Source organism: Microbacterium sp. Root180, assembly GCF_001428485.1.
Classification (GTDB): Bacteria; Actinomycetota; Actinomycetes; order Actinomycetales; family Microbacteriaceae; genus Microbacterium.
This window is the reverse complement of sequence record NZ_LMHS01000003.1, coordinates 971,876-991,570: the sequence shown is the minus strand read 5'-3', so window position 1 is coordinate 991,570 and position 19,695 is coordinate 971,876. Positions and strand designations below refer to the sequence as shown.

Annotated in this window: 18 protein-coding genes and 1 riboswitch; of the genes, 10 read left to right on the top strand and 8 right to left on the bottom strand. The window is 72.8% G+C overall.

Annotated features, from left to right (window positions below; genetic code table 11):
• Window position 1 precedes the first annotated feature (1 nt).
• A complete protein-coding gene (cofD, locus tag ASD93_RS12085; protein ID WP_414843704.1) occupies window positions 2-988 on the top strand; it encodes a 2-phospho-L-lactate transferase in 987 nt (328 codons plus the stop codon).
• Between the two features lies 1 nt (window position 989).
• A complete protein-coding gene (locus ASD93_RS12080) occupies window positions 990-1,733 on the top strand; it encodes a sulfite exporter TauE/SafE family protein (protein WP_235566949.1) in 744 nt (247 codons plus the stop codon).
• A 287-nt stretch (window positions 1,734-2,020) separates the two neighbouring features.
• On the opposite strand, the gene cofC is transcribed toward ASD93_RS12080, so the two are convergent.
• The 4 genes from cofC to cofG are packed head-to-tail and all read right to left on the bottom strand — an operon-like array spanning window position 2,021 to window position 7,810.
• Window positions 2,021-2,749 carry a 2-phospho-L-lactate guanylyltransferase gene (gene cofC, locus ASD93_RS12075; RefSeq protein WP_082569307.1) on the bottom strand — a complete coding sequence of 243 codons (729 nt, stop codon included), beginning with the start codon at window positions 2,747-2,749 and terminating at the stop codon, window positions 2,021-2,023.
• Window positions 2,746-3,759, bottom strand: a complete 1,014-nt coding sequence (gene fgd, locus ASD93_RS12070; RefSeq protein WP_056122793.1) for a glucose-6-phosphate dehydrogenase (coenzyme-F420) — start codon at window positions 3,757-3,759, stop codon at window positions 2,746-2,748. The genes cofC and fgd overlap by 4 nt, the downstream gene beginning before the upstream one ends.
• Window positions 3,756-5,297, bottom strand: coding sequence for a flavin-containing monooxygenase (locus ASD93_RS12065; RefSeq protein WP_056122790.1), 1,542 nt, complete (start codon window positions 5,295-5,297; stop codon window positions 3,756-3,758). The genes fgd and ASD93_RS12065 overlap by 4 nt, the downstream gene beginning before the upstream one ends.
• Window positions 5,294-7,810, bottom strand: a complete 2,517-nt coding sequence (gene cofG, locus ASD93_RS12060; protein ID WP_056122787.1) for a 7,8-didemethyl-8-hydroxy-5-deazariboflavin synthase CofG — start codon at window positions 7,808-7,810, stop codon at window positions 5,294-5,296. Before cofG ends, ASD93_RS12065 begins: the two co-directional genes overlap by 4 nt.
• Before the next feature lie 104 nt (window positions 7,811-7,914).
• Between cofG and ASD93_RS12055 the strand changes: the two genes are divergently transcribed.
• Window positions 7,915-8,376, top strand: coding sequence for a hypothetical protein (locus ASD93_RS12055; protein WP_056122784.1), 462 nt, complete (start codon window positions 7,915-7,917; stop codon window positions 8,374-8,376).
• Between the two features lie 7 nt (window positions 8,377-8,383).
• Here the strand turns inward: ASD93_RS12055 and ASD93_RS12050 are convergent, their stop codons facing one another.
• On the bottom strand, window positions 8,384-9,205 hold the full coding sequence (locus ASD93_RS12050) for an ABC transporter permease (protein WP_056122782.1): 822 nt from the start codon (window positions 9,203-9,205) through the stop codon (window positions 8,384-8,386).
• Entirely contained in the window at window positions 9,202-11,106 is a 1,905-nt protein-coding gene (locus tag ASD93_RS15765) for an ABC transporter ATP-binding protein (protein ID WP_157536943.1), read from the bottom strand. The genes ASD93_RS12050 and ASD93_RS15765 overlap by 4 nt, the downstream gene beginning before the upstream one ends.
• Before the next feature lie 139 nt (window positions 11,107-11,245).
• On the opposite strand from ASD93_RS15765, the gene ASD93_RS12040 reads away from it, so the two are divergent.
• From ASD93_RS12040 to ASD93_RS12025, 4 genes are read left to right on the top strand one after another with little or no spacing between them, the layout of a single operon-like run.
• Window positions 11,246-12,307 carry an enoyl-CoA hydratase/isomerase family protein gene (locus tag ASD93_RS12040; protein ID WP_056122779.1) on the top strand — a complete coding sequence of 354 codons (1,062 nt, stop codon included), beginning with the start codon at window positions 11,246-11,248 and terminating at the stop codon, window positions 12,305-12,307.
• A 1-nt stretch (window position 12,308) separates the two neighbouring features.
• Window positions 12,309-13,127 (top strand): LssY C-terminal domain-containing protein, encoded by an 819-nt coding sequence (locus tag ASD93_RS12035; protein WP_056122776.1) that lies wholly within the window; start codon window positions 12,309-12,311, stop codon window positions 13,125-13,127.
• The gene (locus ASD93_RS12030) at window positions 13,124-13,666 is read left to right on the top strand and encodes a hypothetical protein (protein ID WP_056122773.1); all 543 of its coding nucleotides are present in this window, start codon (window positions 13,124-13,126) and stop codon (window positions 13,664-13,666) included. Before ASD93_RS12035 ends, ASD93_RS12030 begins: the two co-directional genes overlap by 4 nt.
• Window positions 13,667-13,719: 53 nt before the next feature.
• Entirely contained in the window at window positions 13,720-14,646 is a 927-nt protein-coding gene (locus ASD93_RS12025; protein ID WP_056122768.1) for a nuclease-related domain-containing protein, read from the top strand.
• Here the strand turns inward: ASD93_RS12025 and ASD93_RS12020 are convergent.
• Together ASD93_RS12020 and ASD93_RS12015 are read right to left on the bottom strand one after the other, a co-directional pair.
• The gene (locus ASD93_RS12020) at window positions 14,643-15,005 is read right to left on the bottom strand and encodes a VOC family protein (RefSeq protein ID WP_056122765.1); all 363 of its coding nucleotides are present in this window, start codon (window positions 15,003-15,005) and stop codon (window positions 14,643-14,645) included. The genes ASD93_RS12025 and ASD93_RS12020 overlap by 4 nt on opposite strands.
• A 43-nt stretch (window positions 15,006-15,048) precedes the next feature.
• Window positions 15,049-16,629 (bottom strand): D-alanyl-D-alanine carboxypeptidase family protein, encoded by a 1,581-nt coding sequence (locus ASD93_RS12015; RefSeq protein WP_056122762.1) that lies wholly within the window; start codon window positions 16,627-16,629, stop codon window positions 15,049-15,051.
• A 36-nt stretch (window positions 16,630-16,665) separates the two neighbouring features.
• A riboswitch (TPP riboswitch) is annotated at window positions 16,666-16,777 on the top strand.
• Here ASD93_RS12015 and ASD93_RS12010 point away from each other — a divergent pair.
• From ASD93_RS12010 to ASD93_RS12000, 3 genes are all read left to right on the top strand, one after another.
• The gene (locus ASD93_RS12010) at window positions 16,768-17,415 is read left to right on the top strand and encodes an ECF transporter S component (protein ID WP_056122760.1); all 648 of its coding nucleotides are present in this window, start codon (window positions 16,768-16,770) and stop codon (window positions 17,413-17,415) included. (Overlaps the previous riboswitch by 10 nt.)
• A gap of 4 nt (window positions 17,416-17,419) precedes the next feature.
• Entirely contained in the window at window positions 17,420-18,883 is a 1,464-nt protein-coding gene (locus tag ASD93_RS12005) for an ABC transporter ATP-binding protein (protein ID WP_235566948.1), read from the top strand.
• Complete coding sequence (locus tag ASD93_RS12000; RefSeq protein ID WP_056122755.1) at window positions 18,880-19,671, top strand: energy-coupling factor transporter transmembrane component T family protein; 792 nt, start codon at window positions 18,880-18,882, stop codon at window positions 19,669-19,671. The genes ASD93_RS12005 and ASD93_RS12000 overlap by 4 nt, the downstream gene beginning before the upstream one ends.
• Window positions 19,672-19,695 lie beyond the last annotated feature (24 nt).

The following is a 19,695-nucleotide window of genomic DNA, read 5'->3' as shown; positions in this document are numbered from 1 at the left end:
GGTGGTGCGCGTCTCGCCCCGCGTCGTCGTGCTCGCCGGCGGTGTCGGAGGCTCGAAGTTCGTGCTCGGCGTGCGCGAGGCCCTGCGCCGGCGGGGCGTCGACGACACGGCGGCCGCGCTCACCGTCGTCGTCAACACGGGCGACGACCTCTGGCTCTCCGGCGTGCGGCTGCAGCCCGACGTCGACTCGATCACCTACGCGCTCGCGGGCGTCAACGACGCCGAGCGCGGCTGGGGTCGGGCCGGTGACTCCGAGCGCGTGGGCCGCGAACTGCAGCAGTGGGGAGCGGGCTGGCCGTGGTTCACGCTCGGCGACCTCGACCTCGGAACCCATCTCGCCCGCACCGGCTGGCTGCGCGACGGTCTCACCCCGACGCAGGTGCTCGAGCGGATGTCGCACCGCTGGCCGCTGGGCGCGCGCCTGCTGCCGATGACCGACGCCGAGGTCGACACGATCGTCGTGGTCGAGGACGGCTCGCGCCTGCACTTCCAGGAGTGGTGGACCCGCCACCGCGCCGGTCTCACCCCGACGCGGTTCGAGAACCCCGGTATCGAGGTGGCCTCCGCGGCCCCCGGCGTCGTCAAGGCGATCGCGTCGGCCGACGTCATCCTGATCGCACCCTCGAATCCCGTCGTCTCGATCGGCCCGATCCTCGCCGTACCCGGCCTGCGCGACGTCCTCGCCTCCGCGGCCGCCCCGGTCGTGGGGGTCTCGCCGATCATCGGAGGCAAGGTCGTGCGCGGCATGGCCGACGTGTGCCTCACCGCGATCGGCGTCGAGACCTCGGCGTCCGCCGTCGCGGCGCACTACGGCTCCCGCGGAAGCGGCGGAGTGCTCGACGCATGGCTGCTCGCCGAGGAGGACGCCGCCGTCGCGCCCGACGTGGCGGGGCGCGGCATCCGTCCTCTCGTCGCACCCCTGTGGATGACAGATGCTGTCGCCTCCGCCGCGATCGCCGAGGTCGCGCTGGGCGCCGCGGGTCTCTGACGTGCCCGAGCTGGCGTGGTACGCGTGGGCGCTGCTCGCGGTCGCTGCCGTCATCGTCGGACTGTCGAAGACCGCGATCCCCGGTGCGGGGACCGTCGCCGTCGCGATCTTCGCTGCGGTGCTCCCTGCGAAGCAGTCCACCGGGACGCTGCTGCTGCTGCTCATCGTTGCCGACCTGTTCGCGGTGGCGATGTATCGCCGGCAAACCGACTGGAAGACGCTGGCGCGGCTGGCGCCGGCCGTGGTCGCCGGTGTGCTCGCGGGGGTCGTCTTCCTGTGGTTCGCCGACGACCTGTGGGTCAAGCGCACGATCGGGGTCATCCTGCTCGCGGTGATCGCGATCACGCTCCTGCGTCGCCGCTTCGCCTCCGGAGTCGCCACGCCGGGGCCGCACCGCGTCGCCGCGGCGACCTACGGCACTCTTGGCGGCTTCACCACGATGGTCGCGAACGCCGCAGGACCGGTGATGTCGATGTACTTCCTCGCGCGCCGGTTCCCGGTCAAGGAGTTCCTCGGCACGGCGGCCTGGTTCTTCGCGATCGTCAACCTCTTCAAGGTGCCGTTCTCGGTCGGGCTCGGGATCATCACGGTGCCTGGGCTGCTGCTCGACCTCGTTCTCGTGCCCCTCGTCGTCGTGGCCGCGTTCGCCGGACGGCGGCTCGCCGACCGTATGCCGCAGCACGTGTTCGAGCGCCTCGTGATCGCCTTCACGATCGTCGGAGCCGTCTACCTGCTCCTCGGCTGAGCGGCTGCGCCCGACCGCTCACTCAGCGGGGCCGTCATCCGGCGCAGGAGAACGGCCGAGATCAGGACGATTCCCGCCGCATCCGGCCTGACCCGGGCGGATCCCCTGACCCGGGCCGGCTGCGACGCGGCATCCGCCCGCCGAATCCGGAGCGCAGCCCGCCCTCGGCGGACATGGGTTCTGCAGGAGATCAGCTGTTGTGCAGGGCGGTTGCGCACGACATCGTCCTGCACAACGGGAGATCTCCTGCAGACGGGACGTCCCGAGCCTCCGCTCCGGCCACCGGCCTACCCGCCGAGGAGGGCGACGGTGCGCGGCCCGAGCCCGAGCGCCCGCGCGGCCTCGAGCTGCTCCGCCGTGTCGACGTCGCGGCGGAGGGTCGAGGCATCCGGAATCGGCAGCTCGGTGCAGCCGAGGGCGACGTGCCGTGCGAGCGATCCGTCGCCGAACGCCGATGCCCACGCGACCCCCGTGCGGGCCGTGACGAGCGTCGAACCGGTGCCCTCCGCGTCGGCGACGACTCCGCGGTCGACGGATGCCGCGGCACGCAGCGCCGCCGCGAGGTCGGCCGGTCGCAGCGAGGGCAGGTCTCCGAGCAGCGCCGCGCGCGGCATCCGTCCTCCCGGATCGATCGCCGTCATCCCGGTCGCCACGGCGGCGTCGAGGCCGGATGCGTCGCCCTCGGGCACGAATCGCAGCGCGGGGATGGCCGCCGCATCGCGGGCGAGTGCGGGATCGTCGGTCACCACGACCACCTGCGCGACCAGGTCGCACGCCGTCGCCGCCGCCAGGGTGTCGAGCGCGATCGCGCGGGCGAGTCCGGCGCGGTCCACGCCGGGCACCGCGAGACGGGACTTCGCGCGAGCCGACGGCTTCACCGGCACGACGACGACCCAGCGCGGCGTGCCCTCCGGCCGAGGGGTGGCTGGTGCCGCCGACACTCCGGGCGAGTGCGGCGGTGCGGCGGATTCGTCCTGAGCTGTGGCACGGGCCCGTCGGCGGAAGAGCGGGCTCACGCGCCGTACTTCGCGCGCAGGCGCGGGAGGATCTCGTCGCCGTAGCGGCGCAGGAACGCCTCCTGGTCGTGCCCGGGGTCGTGGAAGACCAGGTGGCGGAAGCCGAGGTCGATGTACCAGGAGATGCGCTCGACGTGCTCGTCCGGGTCGTCCGACACGATGAAGCGCGACGCGGCGCGCTCGATCGGCAGCTCCTCGCCGAGGCGCTGCATCTCGATCGGATCGTCGACACCCATCTTCTCGTCAGGAGTGAGCGCGAGCGGCGCCCAGAAGCGCGTCTTCTCCTGGGCGGCCTCGAGCGACGTGTCGAGCGAGACCTTGATCTCCATGAGCGTGTCGATCGCGTCGGGCGCGCGCCCGGCCTTCTCGAGGCCCTCGTGCAGCGCGGGCAGCAGCGTCTCGGTGTACAGCTCGCGCTTCTTGCCGCTGGTCGTGATGAAGCCGTCGGCGATGCGGCCGGCGAGGCGGGTCGCCGCAGGACCGGCGGCGCCGATGTAGATCGGGACAGGCTCGGGGAGCTTGTCGTAGATCGTGATGTTGCGCGCGGAGTAGTAGGTGCCGTCGAAGTTCACCCGGTCCTCGGACCACAGGCGGCGGATGAGGCCGATCGCCTCCTTGAGCCGCTGGAACCGCTCGGGCGGATCGGGCCACGCGATGCCGAGGTTCGCCTCGTTGAGGGCCTCGCCGGTGCCGACGCCGAGGATCACGCGCCCCGGGTACATGACCCCGAGCGTGGCGAAGTCCTGCGCGACGACGGTCGGGTTGTAGCGGAACGTGGGGGTGAGCACCGACGTGCCGATGAGCACCCGGGACGTCTTCGCGCCGAGCGCGCCGAGCCACGGAACGGATGCCGGGGCATGGCCGCCCTCGTGCAGCCACGGCTGCAGGTGGTCGGACACGAACACCGAGTCGAAGCCGACCTCCTCGGCGAGCACGGCGTAGTCGAGCAGCTCGTTCGGGCCGAACTGCTCGGCCGAGGCCTTGTAGCCGAAGCGCAGGGGCAGTGTCATGCGGAGCTCCCTTCGAGAGCGGGTTCGCGGTCGGGGCCGTGCCGGTCGGCAGGCGTCCGGTCGGTGGTCGGGAGGAACTCGGATCCGTCGGCCCGGGCGAGCCGCGCGCGGAAGGCGTCGACGGTGCCCGGCCACAGCAGCGTCAGCCGCCCCGACCGATCGTCGACGTACCAGTTGCGGCAGCCGCCGGTCATCCACCGGGTGGATGCCGCGGCCCGCGCGATCTCGCCGGTGTATGCGCGCTCGGCTGCGGGGTCCACGCGCAGGACGCGGCCGGAGCGGCCGTCGAGGACACGCGCGACGTATCCCGCCTGCTCCTCGATCATGAGCACCGACGAGGAGTGGCCGAGCGAGGCGTTCGGGCCGTTGAGCACGAACATGTTCGGGAAGCCCGACACGACCGTCGAGGCGAACGCCGTCATCCCTCCGGACCAGTGCTCGGCGAGTGACCGGCCCTGTTCGCCGACGACGAGCTCGGCGTAGGGCTGACGCGCCGATGCGAAGCCGGTCGCGAGGACGAGGGCGTCCACCTCGTGGCGGGAGCCGTCGGAGGCGACGAGCGTCGAGCCGTCGACCGCGCTGAGTGCGGAGGACACGAGCGATACGGCGCCCGATGCCACGGCCGGGTAGAAGTCGTCCGACAGCAGCACCCGCTTGCACCCGAACGCGTAATCGGGAGTGAGCGCGACGCGCAGCGCGGGGTCGGGGACCTGGCGTTCGAGGTGGGCGCGTGCGACCGCCTCGGCGGCGGCCGCCGCGACGGAGTCGCCCGAGCGCGAGGCGAAGCGCTCCTCGCCCTCGGCGTACAGGTCGGCGCGCAGCGCTTCGAGCGAAGCGGGGTCGGTGAAGAATCGCGCGCGGTCGCCCTCGGAGTAGGCCTCCCCGCCGCGCGGCACGATCCACGCGGGCGTGCGCTGGAACAGGGTCACGTGCGCCGCCGTGCGGGCCAGCTCGGGAACGATCTGCACGGCACTCGCTCCGGTGCCCACGACGCCGACGCGGGCACCGGCGAGCTGCGCGGTGTGATCCCAGCGGGCCGAGTGGAACAGCGGCCCCGGGAAGTGCTCCAGCCCGGAGATGCGGGGGATCGCCGGCTCGGTGAGCCGTCCGCACGCCAGGACGAGCACGTCCGCGACGATGACCTCGCCGGCCTCGCCGGCATGGGCGGGGGCCGTGCGGATCACCCAGACGCTGCGCGCGGCATCCCACTCGGCGCTCTGCACGGGGGCGTTCAGGCGCAGACGGTCGCGCAGCCCCTCGTCGTCGACGACGCGCTCGAGGTAGGCGTGGATCTCCGCGCCGGTCGCGAACGTGCCCGACCACGCCGGGTTCGGATGGGTCGCGAAGCCGTACAGATGCGCGGGCACGTCGCACGCGATGCCGGGGTAGGTGTTGTCGCGCCAGGTGCCGCCGACCGATGCCCCGCGCTCGAGCAGGACGATGTCGTCGCGCCCGGCGCGCTGCAGGGCGATCGCCACGCCGATGCCGGCGAATCCGGCCCCGACGATCGCGACCTCGACGCGCGTCGCGGAGGTCACGTGGTCGCTCCGGGTGGAGCGGTCCGCAGGGTGCGATAGTCCGTCGTGCGGAGCCGGAAGGGGCGGAACAGGCGTGCGGCGATGGCCGCGGCATCCGTCACCGGCAACTCCAGGCCGTGCTCGATGCCCGCTTCGGGCTTCACGCGGCCGTCGAGCAGGGTGCCGCCGAGGTCGTCGCCTCCGGACTGCAGCAGGACAGCGGATGCCGCGCGCCCGACGCGCGTCCAGGGGATCTGCACATGCGGGATGCTGCCCGACAGCGCCAGCCGCGAGACGGCGACCATCGCGCGGTGCTCGTCGAGCGGCGAGCGTCCGGCGACGAGCGGCACGCCGCCCGACGGGCCCGGCAGCGGGATCGGCACGAACTCGGTGAATCCGCGCGTCTCGTCCTGGATCGCGCGCAGCGCCCGCAGATGCGCGACGCGCTCGACGGCCGTCTCGACGTGGCCGTAGAAGAGGGCGCTGGTGGAGCGGAACCCCGCGCGATGCGCGGCCGTCATCCCCTCGACCCACCGGTCGATCTCGAGGTCGCCGGGCGCGACGAGGGCGCGCACGCGCTCGCTCAGGACCTTCACGCCGGTGCCCGGCACGGTGTCGACGCCGGCATCCCGCATCGCGGCGAGCGCACCATCGAGGCCGAGGCCGAGGCCGCCGCGATCCGCGAGGTCGCGCACATCCTGCGGCCGGTAGGCATGGAGGTGGAGGCCCGGCGCCGCGGCCTTCACGGCACGGGCGATGGCGAGGTAGCCGCCCGGGTCCCCGGATGCGGGGAGCAGTCCCTGCACGCAGATCTCGGTCGCGCCGAGGTCGGCCGCGTCGGCGGCGATGGCGGAGACGTCCTCGAGCGTGAAGGTCGCCGGATCGGCCGTGGCTGCCTGGCGTAGACCGCTCGAGGTGAGGTTGCGGTTCACCACCAGGCTCACCGCCTCGCCGACGGTGTAGCGACGCACGTCGTCGGCGGTGGCGGTGACGGCGTCGAGGTCGGAGCCGGTGGCCTCCAGCAGGGCGACCCACTCGGCATCGTCGAGGCCCAGGGGATCGGATGCGGCCGCCTCGGCCAGCCGCCGGACGCCGTTTCGCCGAGTCTGCGGACGGAAATCGAGGAGATTCGCCGGGTTCGAGTCCCCCGGGGACGCCGCCTGCGGCGTTTCTCCTCGGTTTCCGACGCCCGTCGGTGAAATGCCGGGGAGATTCGGGCGTCCGGGTTCGCTCCGATCGGCGGATCCCTCGATTTCTGCAGCCGTGGCGGGACCGGACGCAGCCGCGAGCCCGGTCTCGGGGTCGGCGAGAGCCGCGACCGGGCCGCGCATGGCGGGGTCGAGCCAGATCTCGGGATCGCGGACGAACTCGGGGTGGGCGGTGAGGCGCTCCCGCAGCGTGTAGCCGAGCTCAGCGGTGCGCGCGGCGAGGTCGTCGAGGTGCGGCCACGGCCGCTCGGGGTTGACGTGGTCGGCGGTGAGGGGCGAGACGCCGCCCCAGTCGTCGGCGCCGGCGCGCACGAGCAGGTCGAACTCGGCGGGGTCGGAGAGGTTCGGGGGCACCTGGATGCGCATGCGCGCGCCCATCACGAGGCGGGCGACCGCGACGGCGGCGACATACTCGCGCAGCTCGGCGTCGGGGGCGCCCTGCATCGCGGTGCGCGGCTTCGCGCGGAAGTTCTGCACGATCACCTCCTGCACGTGCCCCTGCCGGCCGGTGGGGCCGTCGACCATGTTCCGCTCGTGAGCGTCGCGGATCGCGACGAGCGAGTCGGCGCGGTCCTGCACGGTCTCGCCGATCCCCACCAGGATGCCCGTGGTGAACGGCACGCGCTCGCGTCCGGCATCCTCGATCACGGCCACGCGCACGGCCGGATCCTTGTCGGGCGACCCGAAGTGCACTTGGCCGGGCTCCTCGAACAGCCGGCGGGACGTCGTCTCGAGCATCATCCCCATCGAGGGGGCGGTGGGGCGCAGCATCCGCAGCTCCTCCGCCGTCATCACGCCCGGATTCAGGTGCGCGAGCATGCCGGTCTCGGCCGTGACGAGGCGCGCGATGTGGCCCACGTAGTCGAGGGTCGACGCGAAGCCGTGCTCGTCGAGCCAGGTGCGGGCCTCCGGCCAGCGGTCCTCGGGCCGGTCGCCGAGGGTGAGCAGCACTTCCTTGCAGCCCATCGCGCGTCCCTGCCGCACGACGGCGAGCACCTGCTCGGACGACATGAACGCGGGCTTGTTCTTCTTCAGCAGCTGTCCGGGAGTGTCGACGAACACGCAGTAGTGGCAGCGGTCGCGGCAGAGCGTGGTCAGCGGCACGAACACCTTGCGCGAGTAGGTGAGGACTCCGGGACGACCGGATGCCGCCAGCCCGGCGTCGCGGGTGGCGCCCGCGAGGTCCAGCAGTCGTTCGAACTCGGCGCCGGTCGCGCCCAGCAGCGCCGCCGCGTCGGCGGCGTCGAGCCGCTCGCCGGCCGCCGCGCGATCGAGCGCGAGGACGGTCTCCGGAGGCGAGACGACGGAGGAGGCCACGAAGGTCACCGGTCAAGTCTTGCACCGTGCGCGACGCCCCGGGTCTTCCGATCGTTGCCCTCCTGTGAGCAAATGTCCCCGCGGGCGGGGGTGGCCGCTGGCAGACTAGTCCCATGGTGACCCTGCTCCTCGATTCGACGCGGCTCGAGGTCGTGCTGTCGGGAGCCGAGCGCGCCATGGCATTCCGCAAGGGGAATGTGGCCGTCGAGCGGTCGACCATCACCAAGGTCCAGCTCACCGACGACACCTGGACGTGGCTCCGCGGCGTTCCCAGCCCCGGCACGCACCTGCGCGGCATCGTCGCGATCGGCACGTGGAAGTCGGCGGGCGGCGATGACTTCGCCGTGATCCGTCGTCATCGGCCGGGGGTGGTCATCGACCTCGAGGGCGACCCCGAGTACCAGCGACTCGTGCTGACGACGCGCCACGGCCTCGCGCTCGTGCAGGCCCTGCAGGTCGAGGTCGCCGAGGAGCCCACCGACGTCGTCGAGATCGCCGCCGAGACCGGCGCGGTGCCCGTCGCCGCGCGCAAGACGCGCACCCGTAAGACGCCGGCGCCGGCCCCCGCGGTCTAGCGCGTCGTCAGCTCACGTCGCGGCGCCAGCTGAGCAGGTGGCCCAGCACGATCAGCACGACGGCGTAGCCGAGCAGCACGGCGCCGCCCGCCCACCACTCGAGCGACGTGGCGGTCCCGCCGCCCGTCACACCCGTCGCGAAGATGCTCGCTCCCACGAGCGCGTCGCTCGCTGCACCGGGCAGGTACTGCGTGTACTCGGCGAGCCCGTCCACGAACGCCGCCGCCGCCCGGCCGACCGGCTCGAGGAACTGCGTGAAGACGAGCACGCCGACGATCGCTCCGACCTGGTTGCGGACCAGCGCGCCGACCCCGATGCCGATGAGCACCCAGAGCACGTAGGCGAGCAGCATCCGCGCGAACTGCGCCCAGATGTCGGGTGAGGTCAGCTGGGTGTCGAGGTCGTAGCCGGCGAGGAATCCGACCGAGGCGCCGACGGATGCCGCGACGCCCACGACGCCGTACAGCACGCCGAGCAGCACGCCGACGAACACCTTGGCCCACAGCACGAGGCCGCGTTTGGGAGTGGCCAGGAAGGTGGGCGTCAGCGTCTTGTGGCGGAACTCGGATGTCACCATCAGCGTTCCGATGAGCAGCGGGAAGACGTAGCCGACCGCCGTCGCGGTGCTGTACAGCGTTGCGGCCAGGCCGTCCTCGGGGAGCGGCGGCGCGTCACCCGGAAGTGAGCCGGTCGCCGCCGCCGCGAACACGAAGCCGAGCACGGCAGCGGTGAAGCCGACGTAGAGCGCCAGCACGAGCGCGAGGATCCACCACATCGCGGTGGAGAACTGCTTGGTGGTCTCGGAGCGGGTCGCCGCGGTCAGGCTCATCGGTGCTCACCCCCGTCGTGGTCGTGGTGGCCGTCGTCGTGGTGCTCGCCCTCGTCGGACGGGGGAGGCGGGTGGTCCTCGCCGTCGGGGGAGTCGGATGCCGCGTCCTCGCCGGTCCGTTCCTCCCCGCCTTCCTCGGCTCCGCCGCCGTCGGCGAAACCGGCGATCTCGCCGTCCTCCGCGTCGGCGGCGTCCACGTCTGCGGTGGCCACGTCTGCGGTGCCCGCGTCTGCGGTGTCCGGCTCCCCACCGGACTCGGCGCCGTCGGGCTGCTCCTCGCCGGCCTCGGCCCCGTCGCGCTGCTCCTCGCCGGTCTCTCCCGTGGGGTCGAAAGCCGCGAAGAATCGATCGGCCTCTTCGTCCGCGTCGGTTCTGACGTATTCGTCCCACGACCGATCGGCGTCGTCCGACGACTCTTCGTCGGTGGAGACATCGTCCGGCTCAGCCTCATCGGCCACGGACTCGACCTCGACGTCCTCGACTTCGGCGTCCTCGACTTCAGCCTCGGCGTCCTCGGCATCGGGAGTCGCGTCCCCGACCGGGATGACGTCGATGACACCCGTGCTCGCGACGGCGAACGACGCGGTGCGCGTGCTCGGCTCGGCCGGCTGCGCGGGCTCCGCCCACTCCGCCTGTTCGGCGGTCTCCGTCTGCTCGGCGTCACCGCGGTCCTCGTCGGCCTGCGCCCACGCCATCCCGGCCGCAGCGCCCATGGCCGCGGCGGGTGCGGCGCCCATTCCGGCGGCGTCGATCTCCTCGGCGACCGATTCGACATCCTCGGGCGCGGCATCCGGCAGGTCGTCGGCCACGGCCTGGCCCGACGGCGCCTCGGCACCGGCCACGGCCGCGCCTTCCGCCTCGAGGTCGGTCACGGAATCTTCGGCGTCCCCCGCGGCTTCAGGCGCAGCATCCGGACGCTCGTCCGCCGTGTCCACGACGGTGATCGCGCCCGACTCGATGGCCGGGATCACGTCTTCCGGAAGCGTGCCCGAGGCACTCGCGTGCACGCGGGTGCCGTTGACGAGGTCGAGGAAGACCTCCTCGAGCGCGGGCCCGCGCCGGTGCAACGACGACAGGGGCACGCCGGCGGCGGCGGCGGCGAGACCGACGTCCACGGGTTCGATGCCCCGCACGGTGAGACCGGAGCGGAGGACCTCGAAGGGGATGCCGGCCGCGCGCAGCGCCTCGGCGAGAGCGGCACGGTCGGCGGAGTCGACCACGGTGGCCTGCTCGGCGGGGTCGGCGAGCTCTTCGAGGCCACCCTGGAAAACCAGACGCCCGGCCGAGATGATCAGCAGCGCGTCGACCGTCTGCTGCACTTCGGCGAGCAGGTGCGACGAGACGAACACCGTGCGTCCTTCTCGCGCGAGCTGACGCAGGAACCCGCGGATCCACCGGATGCCCTCCGGATCGAGTCCGTTGGTCGGCTCGTCGAGGACGAGCACGCCCGGATCACCGAGCAGCGCGTAGGCCAGGCCGAGACGCTGCCGCATGCCGAGCGAGTACCCGCCGACCTTGCGGCCCGCGGCGTCCGCGAGCCCGACCAGCCCCAGCACCTCGTCGACGCGCGCCTTCGGGATGCGGGCCGCCTTCGCGTAGACGGCAAGGTGGCCTGCGCCCGTGCGTCCCGGATGGAAGCTGGATGCCTCGAGCACCGCGCCGACGGTCTGCAGCGGATTCTTCAGCTTCGCGTAGCGCACGCCGTCGATCGTGGCCGTGCCTGCGGAGGGGCGGATCAGTCCGAGCAGCATGCGCAGGGAGGTCGTCTTGCCGGCGCCGTTCGGTCCGAGGAACCCGGTGACGATCCCCGGTTCGACGCGTGCTGTGAAATCCGAGACCGCGGTGACTCCGCCGAAGCGTTTCGTCGCACCTGAGAACTCCAGCACTTGTCCTTCGGGCATGCCGAACCTCTCGTCGTCGGGAGCTATTCCCCATATCTTTGCGGAAAGTGAACCGCGACGTGAGGAATAATCCACCGGCGCGTCCTCGCGGCCGGGCGCCCGGCCGGATGCGCAGGTCGTCGCGAGTAACGTGACGGGGGTGACCGACCACACCGCGCCCACCGTCCTCGCCCGTACCGGTGGCGGTCTCGGGCGGCTCACGCTCAACCGGCCGCGCGCGATCAACGCGCTCGATCTCGACATGATCCACCAGCTGCACGCGGCGCTCGATGCGTGGGAGGACGACAGCGAGGTCGACGTCGTCCTCCTGGACGGCGCCGGCGATCGTGGTCTGTGCGCCGGGGGAGATGTGCGGGGTCTCGCGGAGCGCGTCACGGGCGGGCACGCCGCCGAGACCGCACGATTCTTCCGCGACGAGTACGCGCTGAACGCCCGCATCGCCGAGTACCCCAAGACCTTCGTCGCGCTCGCCGACGGTGTGACGATGGGCGGCGGCATCGGCGTCGCCGGCCACGCGGCGGTGCGCATCGTCACCGAGCGCTCGCGGCTGGCGATGCCGGAGACGCGCATCGGCTTCACGCCCGACGTCGGCGGCACGTGGCTGCTCGCCCACGCCCCCGGGCGCCTCGGCGAGTACCTCGGTCTCACGGGGGCGGCCATGGACGCGGCCGACGCGATCTATGCGGGGTTCGCCGACCACTTCGTGCCGTCCGACCGCCTCGACGGCCTGCGCGACGCGCTCGAGACGCGAGCCGATCCGTCCAGCCCCACGGAACTCGTCCTGCTGTTCGACGAGACGCCGGACGGCTCGAAGCTCGAGCGCGCTCGGGAGTGGATCGACGACGCCTTCGCCGCCGACACAGTGGTCGGGATCATCGAGCGGCTCCGCGCGCGGCCGGAGGCGAAGGCCTCCGCCACGGCCGACCTGCTCGAGGAGCTCTCCCCCACCGGACTGGCCGTCACTCTCGAATCGGTGCGCCGGTCGCGCGAGCTTCCCGGTCTGCGCGACGCGCTCGAGCAGGAGTACGGCCTGGTGATGTGGTTCGCGACCACTCAGCCCGACCTCCCCGAAGGCATCCGTGCGCAGGTGATCGACAAGGACCGTTCGCCGAAGTGGCAGCCGGCGACGCTCGCCGATCTGCCCGCCGACGTCGCGGCCTCCGCTCTCGCGTACCGGCCCGACACTCCGCTCTGGGGATGACATGACGGCACGGAGGAGCTACTCGATCGGGATCGCGATCGACTGGTTCTTCTTCGTGTTCGCCGGCCTTGCCGCGATCTGGCTCGCGTACCTCAGCTTCACGGAGACGTTCCGCGTGGGCTGGTGGGGTATCCCGTTCGCGATCCTCTTCTGGGTGCTCCTGGCCTATCTCGTGCTGCCGAGGCTCCACCGCATCCTGACCACCGTCTACGTGCCCGACTACTTCATCGGCCGCACGCGCACGAGCGACGGGCTCCTCGGCGATCCGGTGAACCTGGCCTTCCTGGGCGACGGGCCGCAGATCGAGCGCGCGCTGCGCGCGGCAGGCTGGACGAAGGCGGATCCGGTCACGTTCGCCTCCTCGTGGCGGATCGTCGTCTCGACGCTCACACGACGCAGCTATCACGACGCGCCGGTCAGCCCGCTCTACCTGTTCGGGCGTCAGCAGGACTTCGCGTACCAGCAGGAGGTCGACGGCAACCCCGCGCAGCGGCACCACGTGAGGTGCTGGCGCTGCCCCGAGGGCTGGCTGCTGCCCGGCGGGCGCCGCGTCGACTGGCTGGCGGCGGGCACGTTCGACACGAGCGTCGGGCTGTCGCTGTTCACGCTCCAGGTGACCCACCGCATCGACGCCGAGACCGACATCGAGCGGGACCACATCGTCGCGACGGTGCGGGATGCCGATCCGCGCGTCTCCGTGGACGTCATCGTGGACTTCGCCACCGGCTACCACGCGCGCAACGGCGGCGGCGACAGCATCACGACGGACGGCGACCTGCCGATCGTCGACGTGCGCATGCTCGGGGAGGTGGACGGATGACGGCATCCGGCGCCCCCGCGCCCCGCCCCGGCAAGCGTCCCGCCTTCGAGCCCGCTGCCCGGCTCCTCACTCCGACGGGGTACGACCCCGGCATGCGACGACCGGCGTCCATCGTCGCCGGAACCGTGCTGGTGCTGCTGAGCGCTGTCGCGGGGTTCCTCGTGATCGTCACCCTCGCACTGACGTGGGACACGCTCCTCGCCAGTCCCGAGGTCGACCTCGAGGGGCTCGAAGCGACGCCGCAGGGGCGCGCCGCCGGTCTCATGGTCCTCGCGGTGATCGCCGCGATCGCCCCCGTCGTCGACCTGGTGCTCGCGCTGTTCGTCTACCTCGGCCGCAACTGGGCCCGGGTGATCGTCATGCTCTTCTCGGTGCTCACGATCAGCAGCACGTTCGTCGCGTGGTGGGCGCAGGGCCAGGAGATCACCCTCGGCACCACGTTCGTCTCGCTCGCGGTCGACATCCTGCTCCTGCTGGCCCTGTCCAGCCGCAGCGCCGCCGCCTACGCCCGGCGCAACGAACGGCCTCGCGCCTCCTGACCGCTGGGTGGCATACCCTGAGATCCGCCGCAGCGGCGGCCGGGGGAGGGTGCGTGTTCGACAGTCCGCTGTCCGCGTCGGCGTACGAAGTGCTGGGGGTGGCCCCGGAGGTGGATGATGAGGCGCTGCGGCGCGCCTATCGCCTGCGCCTGCGGCAGACGCATCCTGACACCGGCGGAGATGCGGCGGTGTTCATCCAGGTGCAGCGCGCGTGGGAGCTCGTCGGCACCGCCGACGCCCGCGCCGCCTACGACCGCGGGCACGGCTTCGGGGAGGCGGCTGCGCCGGAGTGGTCGGGGTGGCGCGCCCCGGCGGCCCGCACCGACACCCGCCCGCGCGCCCGTTCCTACGGACATCCCGGCGGATGGCGGCGCGAGCGCTACCTCACCCTGATCCGCGAGTGGGCCGGCCGCGGCGTCGTCCTCGACGACCCGTACGACCCCGCGCTGGTGCGGTCGGCTCCGCAGCAGCTGCGCCGGCTGCTGGCCGACGCGCTCGCCGAGGAGGCGACCGCGCGCATCGTGGCCGATCTCGGCATGGGCTACACGGTCTGGCACGACGTGGACGCCTCGGGCCGTGACGCCGACCCCGACGCGAAGATCGACCACATCGTGCTCGGGCCGAGCGGCCTGTACGGCGTCCTGTCGGAGGACTTCGGCGGCCACGTCCGGATGCGCCGCGGCGAGCTCGTCGGGGACGGCGTCGCGGGCGCTCCGATCGGCACGCTCGTCGGCCGCACGCGCGGACTGGCGCGCGCGGCGGGCGTGCGCTTCAGCGGCGCGATCGTCGTGCTGCCCGACGACGACGTGATGCAGGTCATCGATGAGATCGGCAAGGTGCGTGGCCTCCCCGTCGCCGTCGTCGCGAGGAGCGCGCTGTCGACGGTTCTCCGACGGGGCATCACGGGTGTGCGCCCGATCGGCGGCAACGAGGTGTTCGACGTGCGGACGCGGCTGCAGCACGCCGTGCGATTCGCCTAGGGCGCCGCCTCGGACCACACCGCGAGCTCGTTGCCGGCCGGGTCCGCGAAGTGGAATCGCCGTCCGCCGGGGAACCCGTAGATCTCGTGGACGATGGCGCCACCGGATGCCTCGACCGCGGCGCGCGCCGCCTCGAGATCGGTGACGTAGATCACTGTCAGCGGCATCTTCTGATGGTGCTCGTCGCCCGCGACGCCGTTGATGCCGGCGACGACCCCGCTGTCGGCCGTGTCGTAGTACTCGCCGTAGCCGGTGAAGCTCCAGCCGAACGCGTCTTCGTAGAACGTGCGGGCAGCGGCGAGGGCTGCGCCGTCGGCCGCCGGGAACTCGATGAGGTCGATCTGGTTGTGGGTGGGCATGCGCCCGGTCTACCACCGGTCGCCGACACGCGCGAGCGCCGGGTCAGTCGGTCAGGCCGAACAGTTCCAGGGGGTGCGTGAGGCGCCACCACGCGCTCGGACCCTCGATGGCCTCGGCCAGACGCAGGTCGACGGTCGCCGCGTCGAGGGGGCCGGTGAGCGTGAGCGAGCCGACGACGTCGCCCTCATCGCGATGGTCGCCGAGGGCATACGCGGTGGTCGCGGTGGGCGCGCCGCCGTTCCAGAGCACGACCGCGGCGTCCTCGCCGGCCACGACGGCCACGTCCTCGCCCCACACGGTCTCGACGGATCCGGCGAGTGTGCCCTCCGTCACCGACGGCTTCAGCTGAAGCTCCTGCTCGAGCTGGGTGTACAGGGCGCGCGCCGCCGCGAGGCGCGACGCATCATCGGGCTGGCCCAGCACGGACGCGAACATGCGCACCGTGGTGTCGCCGACGGCCACGTCCTTGGCCGACAGCAGATTCCAGGCGTCGAGCGTGCCGGTCTTGATGCCGACGACGCCGGGGTCGGCGAGCAGGCCGTTGGTGTTCTCGACCACGCCCGCGCCCGGCAGCTCCACGGACTTCTTGCCGACGATCTCGGCGATGACGGGGTGCGCCATCGCCTTTCGAGCGAGGGCGATCAGGGCCTCCGGCGTCGCGCGGTTGCCGGGATCCATCCCCGTCGGCTCGACGATCGTGACGCCGGGGACGCCGTGCGTCTGCAGCCACGACATCGCCGCGCTCGCGAACACCGCGTCGGACGGGAAGAGGTTGTCGGCGAGTCGGTCGGCGTAGTTGTTGGCCGATCCGACGAGCATCCCCTCGAGCATCTGATACTCGGTCAGAGCGCCGTCGACCGGCACGTCCAGTGCCGATTCGCCCGCCGCACGGTAATCCCAGTACGCCACCGAGTCCCAGTATCCGAAGCGGAACTCCGGCCCCGGCTCGCCGACGGCGAGCGGCATCTGATCGAGCACGACGAGGGCGGTCACGAGCTTCGTGATGCTCGCGATCGCGGCGGGATCGGCACCGGAGGCCACGGTCCCCGCGATGCCGCCCACCGACACCGCGGCGCTTCCCGTCGCGGGCCAGGCAGGGGCCGCGGTCGGCGCGGCGGCCGGCTGAACGGCGACCGCCGTGATCGTCGGAGTGACGGCGTGCAGCGGCCACGCGAGGGTCGTGGCGGCGTAGGCGCCGAGGACGCCGGCGATCGCAAGCGTGGGGATGACGACTCCCGAGCGCAGCAGCGACCGCCGGGGCGGATCGGCGAGGAGGTCGGCCCCGACGGGGATGTACGCGGCCGATGCGCCGTCGAGGCCGATCGGCGCCGTGCGCCGCGAGACGGCGTTCTCATCGACCCACGCGAGCGCGATGCGGCGCTCGCCCTTCCCCGGGGAGGAGGCTGTCGAGCGCGGGCTCAGTCCGAGGGGAGTCGTGGACGCGAGGTCGGCTGCGACCGTCGCGGTGGCCGCGACGGAGCCGCGCGATCCGGCCGCGGCGACGTCGGCATCGAGCGTCAGAACGCCGTCGGAAGTCTCGGGATCGGTCGGCGTGACCGGGGGGTCGCCGACCGCCGCACGGCGCGCACGGCGCGTCGTGGTCAGGGCGTCATCCGGAGTCACCCGCCCAAGATACCCCGCGTCACGGCGTATACTCGTGCGCACAACCACGGGAGTCCGGTGAGCCGGGCTGAGAGGAAGCGACCCACGCTTCGACCGTCGAACCTGATCCGGATCATGCCGGCGCAGGGAGGAGTTCAGATGCACGCATCCGCGTCCGCCCCCACGTCCACCGAGGCGCCCCCTTCGAAGGCGCCGCACCCCTACCGCTGGCGGGTCGTCGACATCGTCGTCGCCAGCGTCATCGGTGTCGCGTCGGGTCTCGTCTTCCTGCTGTGGAACGTCGCCTACCGCGGGCCGAGCGCCCTGCTCGAGCCGCTGCTGCCGGGCCTGCAGGGCCTGCTCGACGGCCCCTGGCTCTTCGCCGGCGTGCTCGGAGCCCTGATCATCCGCAAGCCGGGAGCGGCCGTGTTCACCGAGGTCGTCGCCGCCGGAGTCTCGGCGCTCACGCTCGTCGGCAACACGTGGGGCGCGTTTCTCACGCTCGAGGCGGGACTCATCCAGGGACTCGGCGCCGAACTGGTCTTCCTCCTGTTCTTCTACCGCCGCTGGTCGCTGCCCGTCGCGATCCTCGCCGGAATCGGCGCCGCGCTGGCCGGAGGGGTGAACAACCTCCTCCTCTGGTACGCGGGGGCCGACCTGTCGTTCGTCGTCGTGTACCTCGTGAGCACGTCGATCTCCGGCGCCGTCGTCGCGGGACTCCTCTCCTGGCTCCTCGCGCGCGGCCTCGCCGCGACGGGTGCGCTCGACCGGTTCGCGTCTGGTCGCGAAGCCCGCGCCCGCGTCTGACCGCGTGACCGGCGACCTGCCCCGGCCCGCCGCCGTCGAGGCGCGCGGGTGGGGCTGGCGTCACGCGTCCCGCCACGCGTGGGCGGTGTCGGATGCCTCGTTCCGCATCGAGCCCGGCGAGCGCGTGCTGCTGCTCGGCGCCTCGGGGGCGGGCAAATCGACCCTGCTCCATGGACTCGCCGGCGTGCTCGGCGGCGACGAAGAGGGCGAGCAGACCGGCGAACTCCTGCTCGACGGCGTTCCGGCCGCGCGGGCCCGCGGGCGTGCGGGCCTCGTGCTGCAGGACCCGGACGCGCAGGTCATCCTCGCCCGCGTCGGCGATGACGTGGCCTTCGGCTGCGAGAACCTCGGCGTCCCGCGCGGCGAGATCTGGCCGCGGGTGCGGTCCGCGCTCGACGCCGTGGGCCTCGACGTGCCCCTCGACCGCGCGACGAAGGCCCTGTCGGGAGGTCAGAAGCAGCGCCTCGCCCTCGCGGGCCTGCTCGCGATGCGGCCAGGACTCGTCCTGCTCGACGAGCCGACCGCCAACCTCGACCCGCACGGCGTGGCCGAGGTGCGCGACGCCGTGACCGCGCTGCTCGACACGCACCCGGCGACGCTGGTGGTCGTCGAACACCGCGTCGAGGTGTGGCTGCCGGTGGTGGACCGCGTCATCGTGCTCGGCGCGGGCGGGGTCCTCGCCGACGGCGCGCCGGACGTCGTGCTCGGCGCGCATGGTGCGGCGCTGGCGGCTCGCGGCGTATGGGTGCCCGGCGTCCCTCCCGCGCATCCGCCGGCGCCTGCGCACGCTCCCGGCGCCGCACTCCTGTCGGCCTCGGGTCTCGCCGTCCAGCGCGTCGCCGGACACCCCGTCGCGTCCGGAATCGACCTCGAGGTACGGGAAGGTGCGGCGCTCGCCGTGACCGGACCCAACGGCGCCGGCAAGTCGACGCTCGGCCTGACGCTCGCGGGACTGCTTGCACCGGCATCCGGATCCCTCGTCGCGGAGGGAGCGCTCGCTGCCGGCGCCGCCGCGACGCCGATCCGATGGACGTCGCGGCAGCTGCTCACGCGGATCGGCACGGTCTTCCAGGATCCCGAGCACCAGCTCCTCGCCAAGACCGTGCGGCAGGAGCTCGAGGTGGGTCCGCGGGCGCTCGGCCTCGCCGAGGCCGAGATCGCGGCGCGGGTCGACGAGCTGCTCGAGCGGCTCCGCCTCGCCCCGCTCGCTCGCGCGAATCCGTTCACGCTCTCGGGGGGAGAGAAGCGGCGGCTCACCGTGGCGGCGGCGCTCGCGACGGCCCCGCGCGTGCTCGTTCTCGATGAGCCCACCTTCGGACAGGACGCCCGCACCTGGGAGGAACTCGTCGCGCTGCTCGCGCGCCTGCGCGACGAGGGATCCGCGATCGTCGCCGTCACCCATGACCTCGACGTCGTGGCCGCGCTCCACGCCGAGCGGTTCGAGCTGGCGGGGGGAGGGGCTCCGTGACGCTCCTGGACGCCCACGCGCGAACGAGCCGGATGTCGCGGGTCAACCCGGTCGCGAAGCTCGGCGCGGCCGCCGCCATCACGATCCCGCTGGTGCTCACGCTCGATGTGGTGTCGGCATCCGTCGCTCTGGTCCTGGAGCTGCTGCTCATGCCGCTCGCCGGTCTGGGGTGGCGCGAGTTCTGGACCCGCACCTGGATCGTGTGGGCCCTCGCTCCTCTCACCGGCCTCACGATCGCGCTCTACGGACGCACGAGCGGCGAGGTCTACGTCCAGTGGCTGTTCGTCACCGTCAGCGAGGGCTCCCTCGTGCTCGCGGCGGCGACGACGATCCGCGTGCTCGCGATCGCACTGCCCTCCGTCGTGCTCTTCGCGAGCGTCGACCCGACCGACCTCGCCGACGGTCTCGGGCAGGTGCTGAAGCTGCCGGCGCGCTTCGTGCTGGGCGCGCTCGCGGGCTTGCGCATGGTGGGGCTCTTCCTCGACGACTGGCGGTCGCTGGAGCTGGCCCGACGGGCCCGCGGCATCGCCGATCGCGGACGCCTGCGCCGCTTCCTCGGCATGGCGTTCGCGCTGCTCGTGCTCTCGCTGCGGCGCGGGGCGAAGCTCGCGACGGCGATGGAGGCCCGCGCGTTCGGCGCGCCCGGCCGCCGCACGTGGGCGCGCGCTTCACGGTTCGGCGCCGCCGAGTGGGCGCTCATCGGCGTCGGTCTCGCCATCGCCCTCATCGCGACGGCCGCGGCGCTCGCCGCCGGCACGTGGAACTTCATCCTCGGCCCGGGGGTGTGATCCGGCGCCACCGGCGAGCGGGGA

Bases quoted from the DNA above. Each gene is read 5' to 3' on its own strand.
- ASD93_RS12050 (WP_056122782.1), bottom strand. From the start codon at position 9,205: ATGAGCCTGACCGCGGCGACCCGCTCCGAGACCACCAAGCAGTTCTCC.
- ASD93_RS15765 (WP_157536943.1), bottom strand. From the start codon at position 11,106: ATGCCCGAAGGACAAGTGCTGGAGTTCTCAGGTGCGACGAAACGCTTC.
- ASD93_RS12035 (WP_056122776.1), top strand. From the start codon at position 12,309: ATGACGGCACGGAGGAGCTACTCGATCGGGATCGCGATCGACTGGTTC.
- ASD93_RS12055 (WP_056122784.1), top strand. From the start codon at position 7,915: ATGGTGACCCTGCTCCTCGATTCGACGCGGCTCGAGGTCGTGCTGTCG.
- ASD93_RS12020 (WP_056122765.1), bottom strand. From the start codon at position 15,005: ATGCCCACCCACAACCAGATCGACCTCATCGAGTTCCCGGCGGCCGAC.
- fgd (WP_056122793.1), bottom strand. From the start codon at position 3,759: ATGACACTGCCCCTGCGCTTCGGCTACAAGGCCTCGGCCGAGCAGTTC.
- ASD93_RS12010 (WP_056122760.1), top strand. From the start codon at position 16,768: ATGCACGCATCCGCGTCCGCCCCCACGTCCACCGAGGCGCCCCCTTCG.
- ASD93_RS12030 (WP_056122773.1), top strand. From the start codon at position 13,124: ATGACGGCATCCGGCGCCCCCGCGCCCCGCCCCGGCAAGCGTCCCGCC.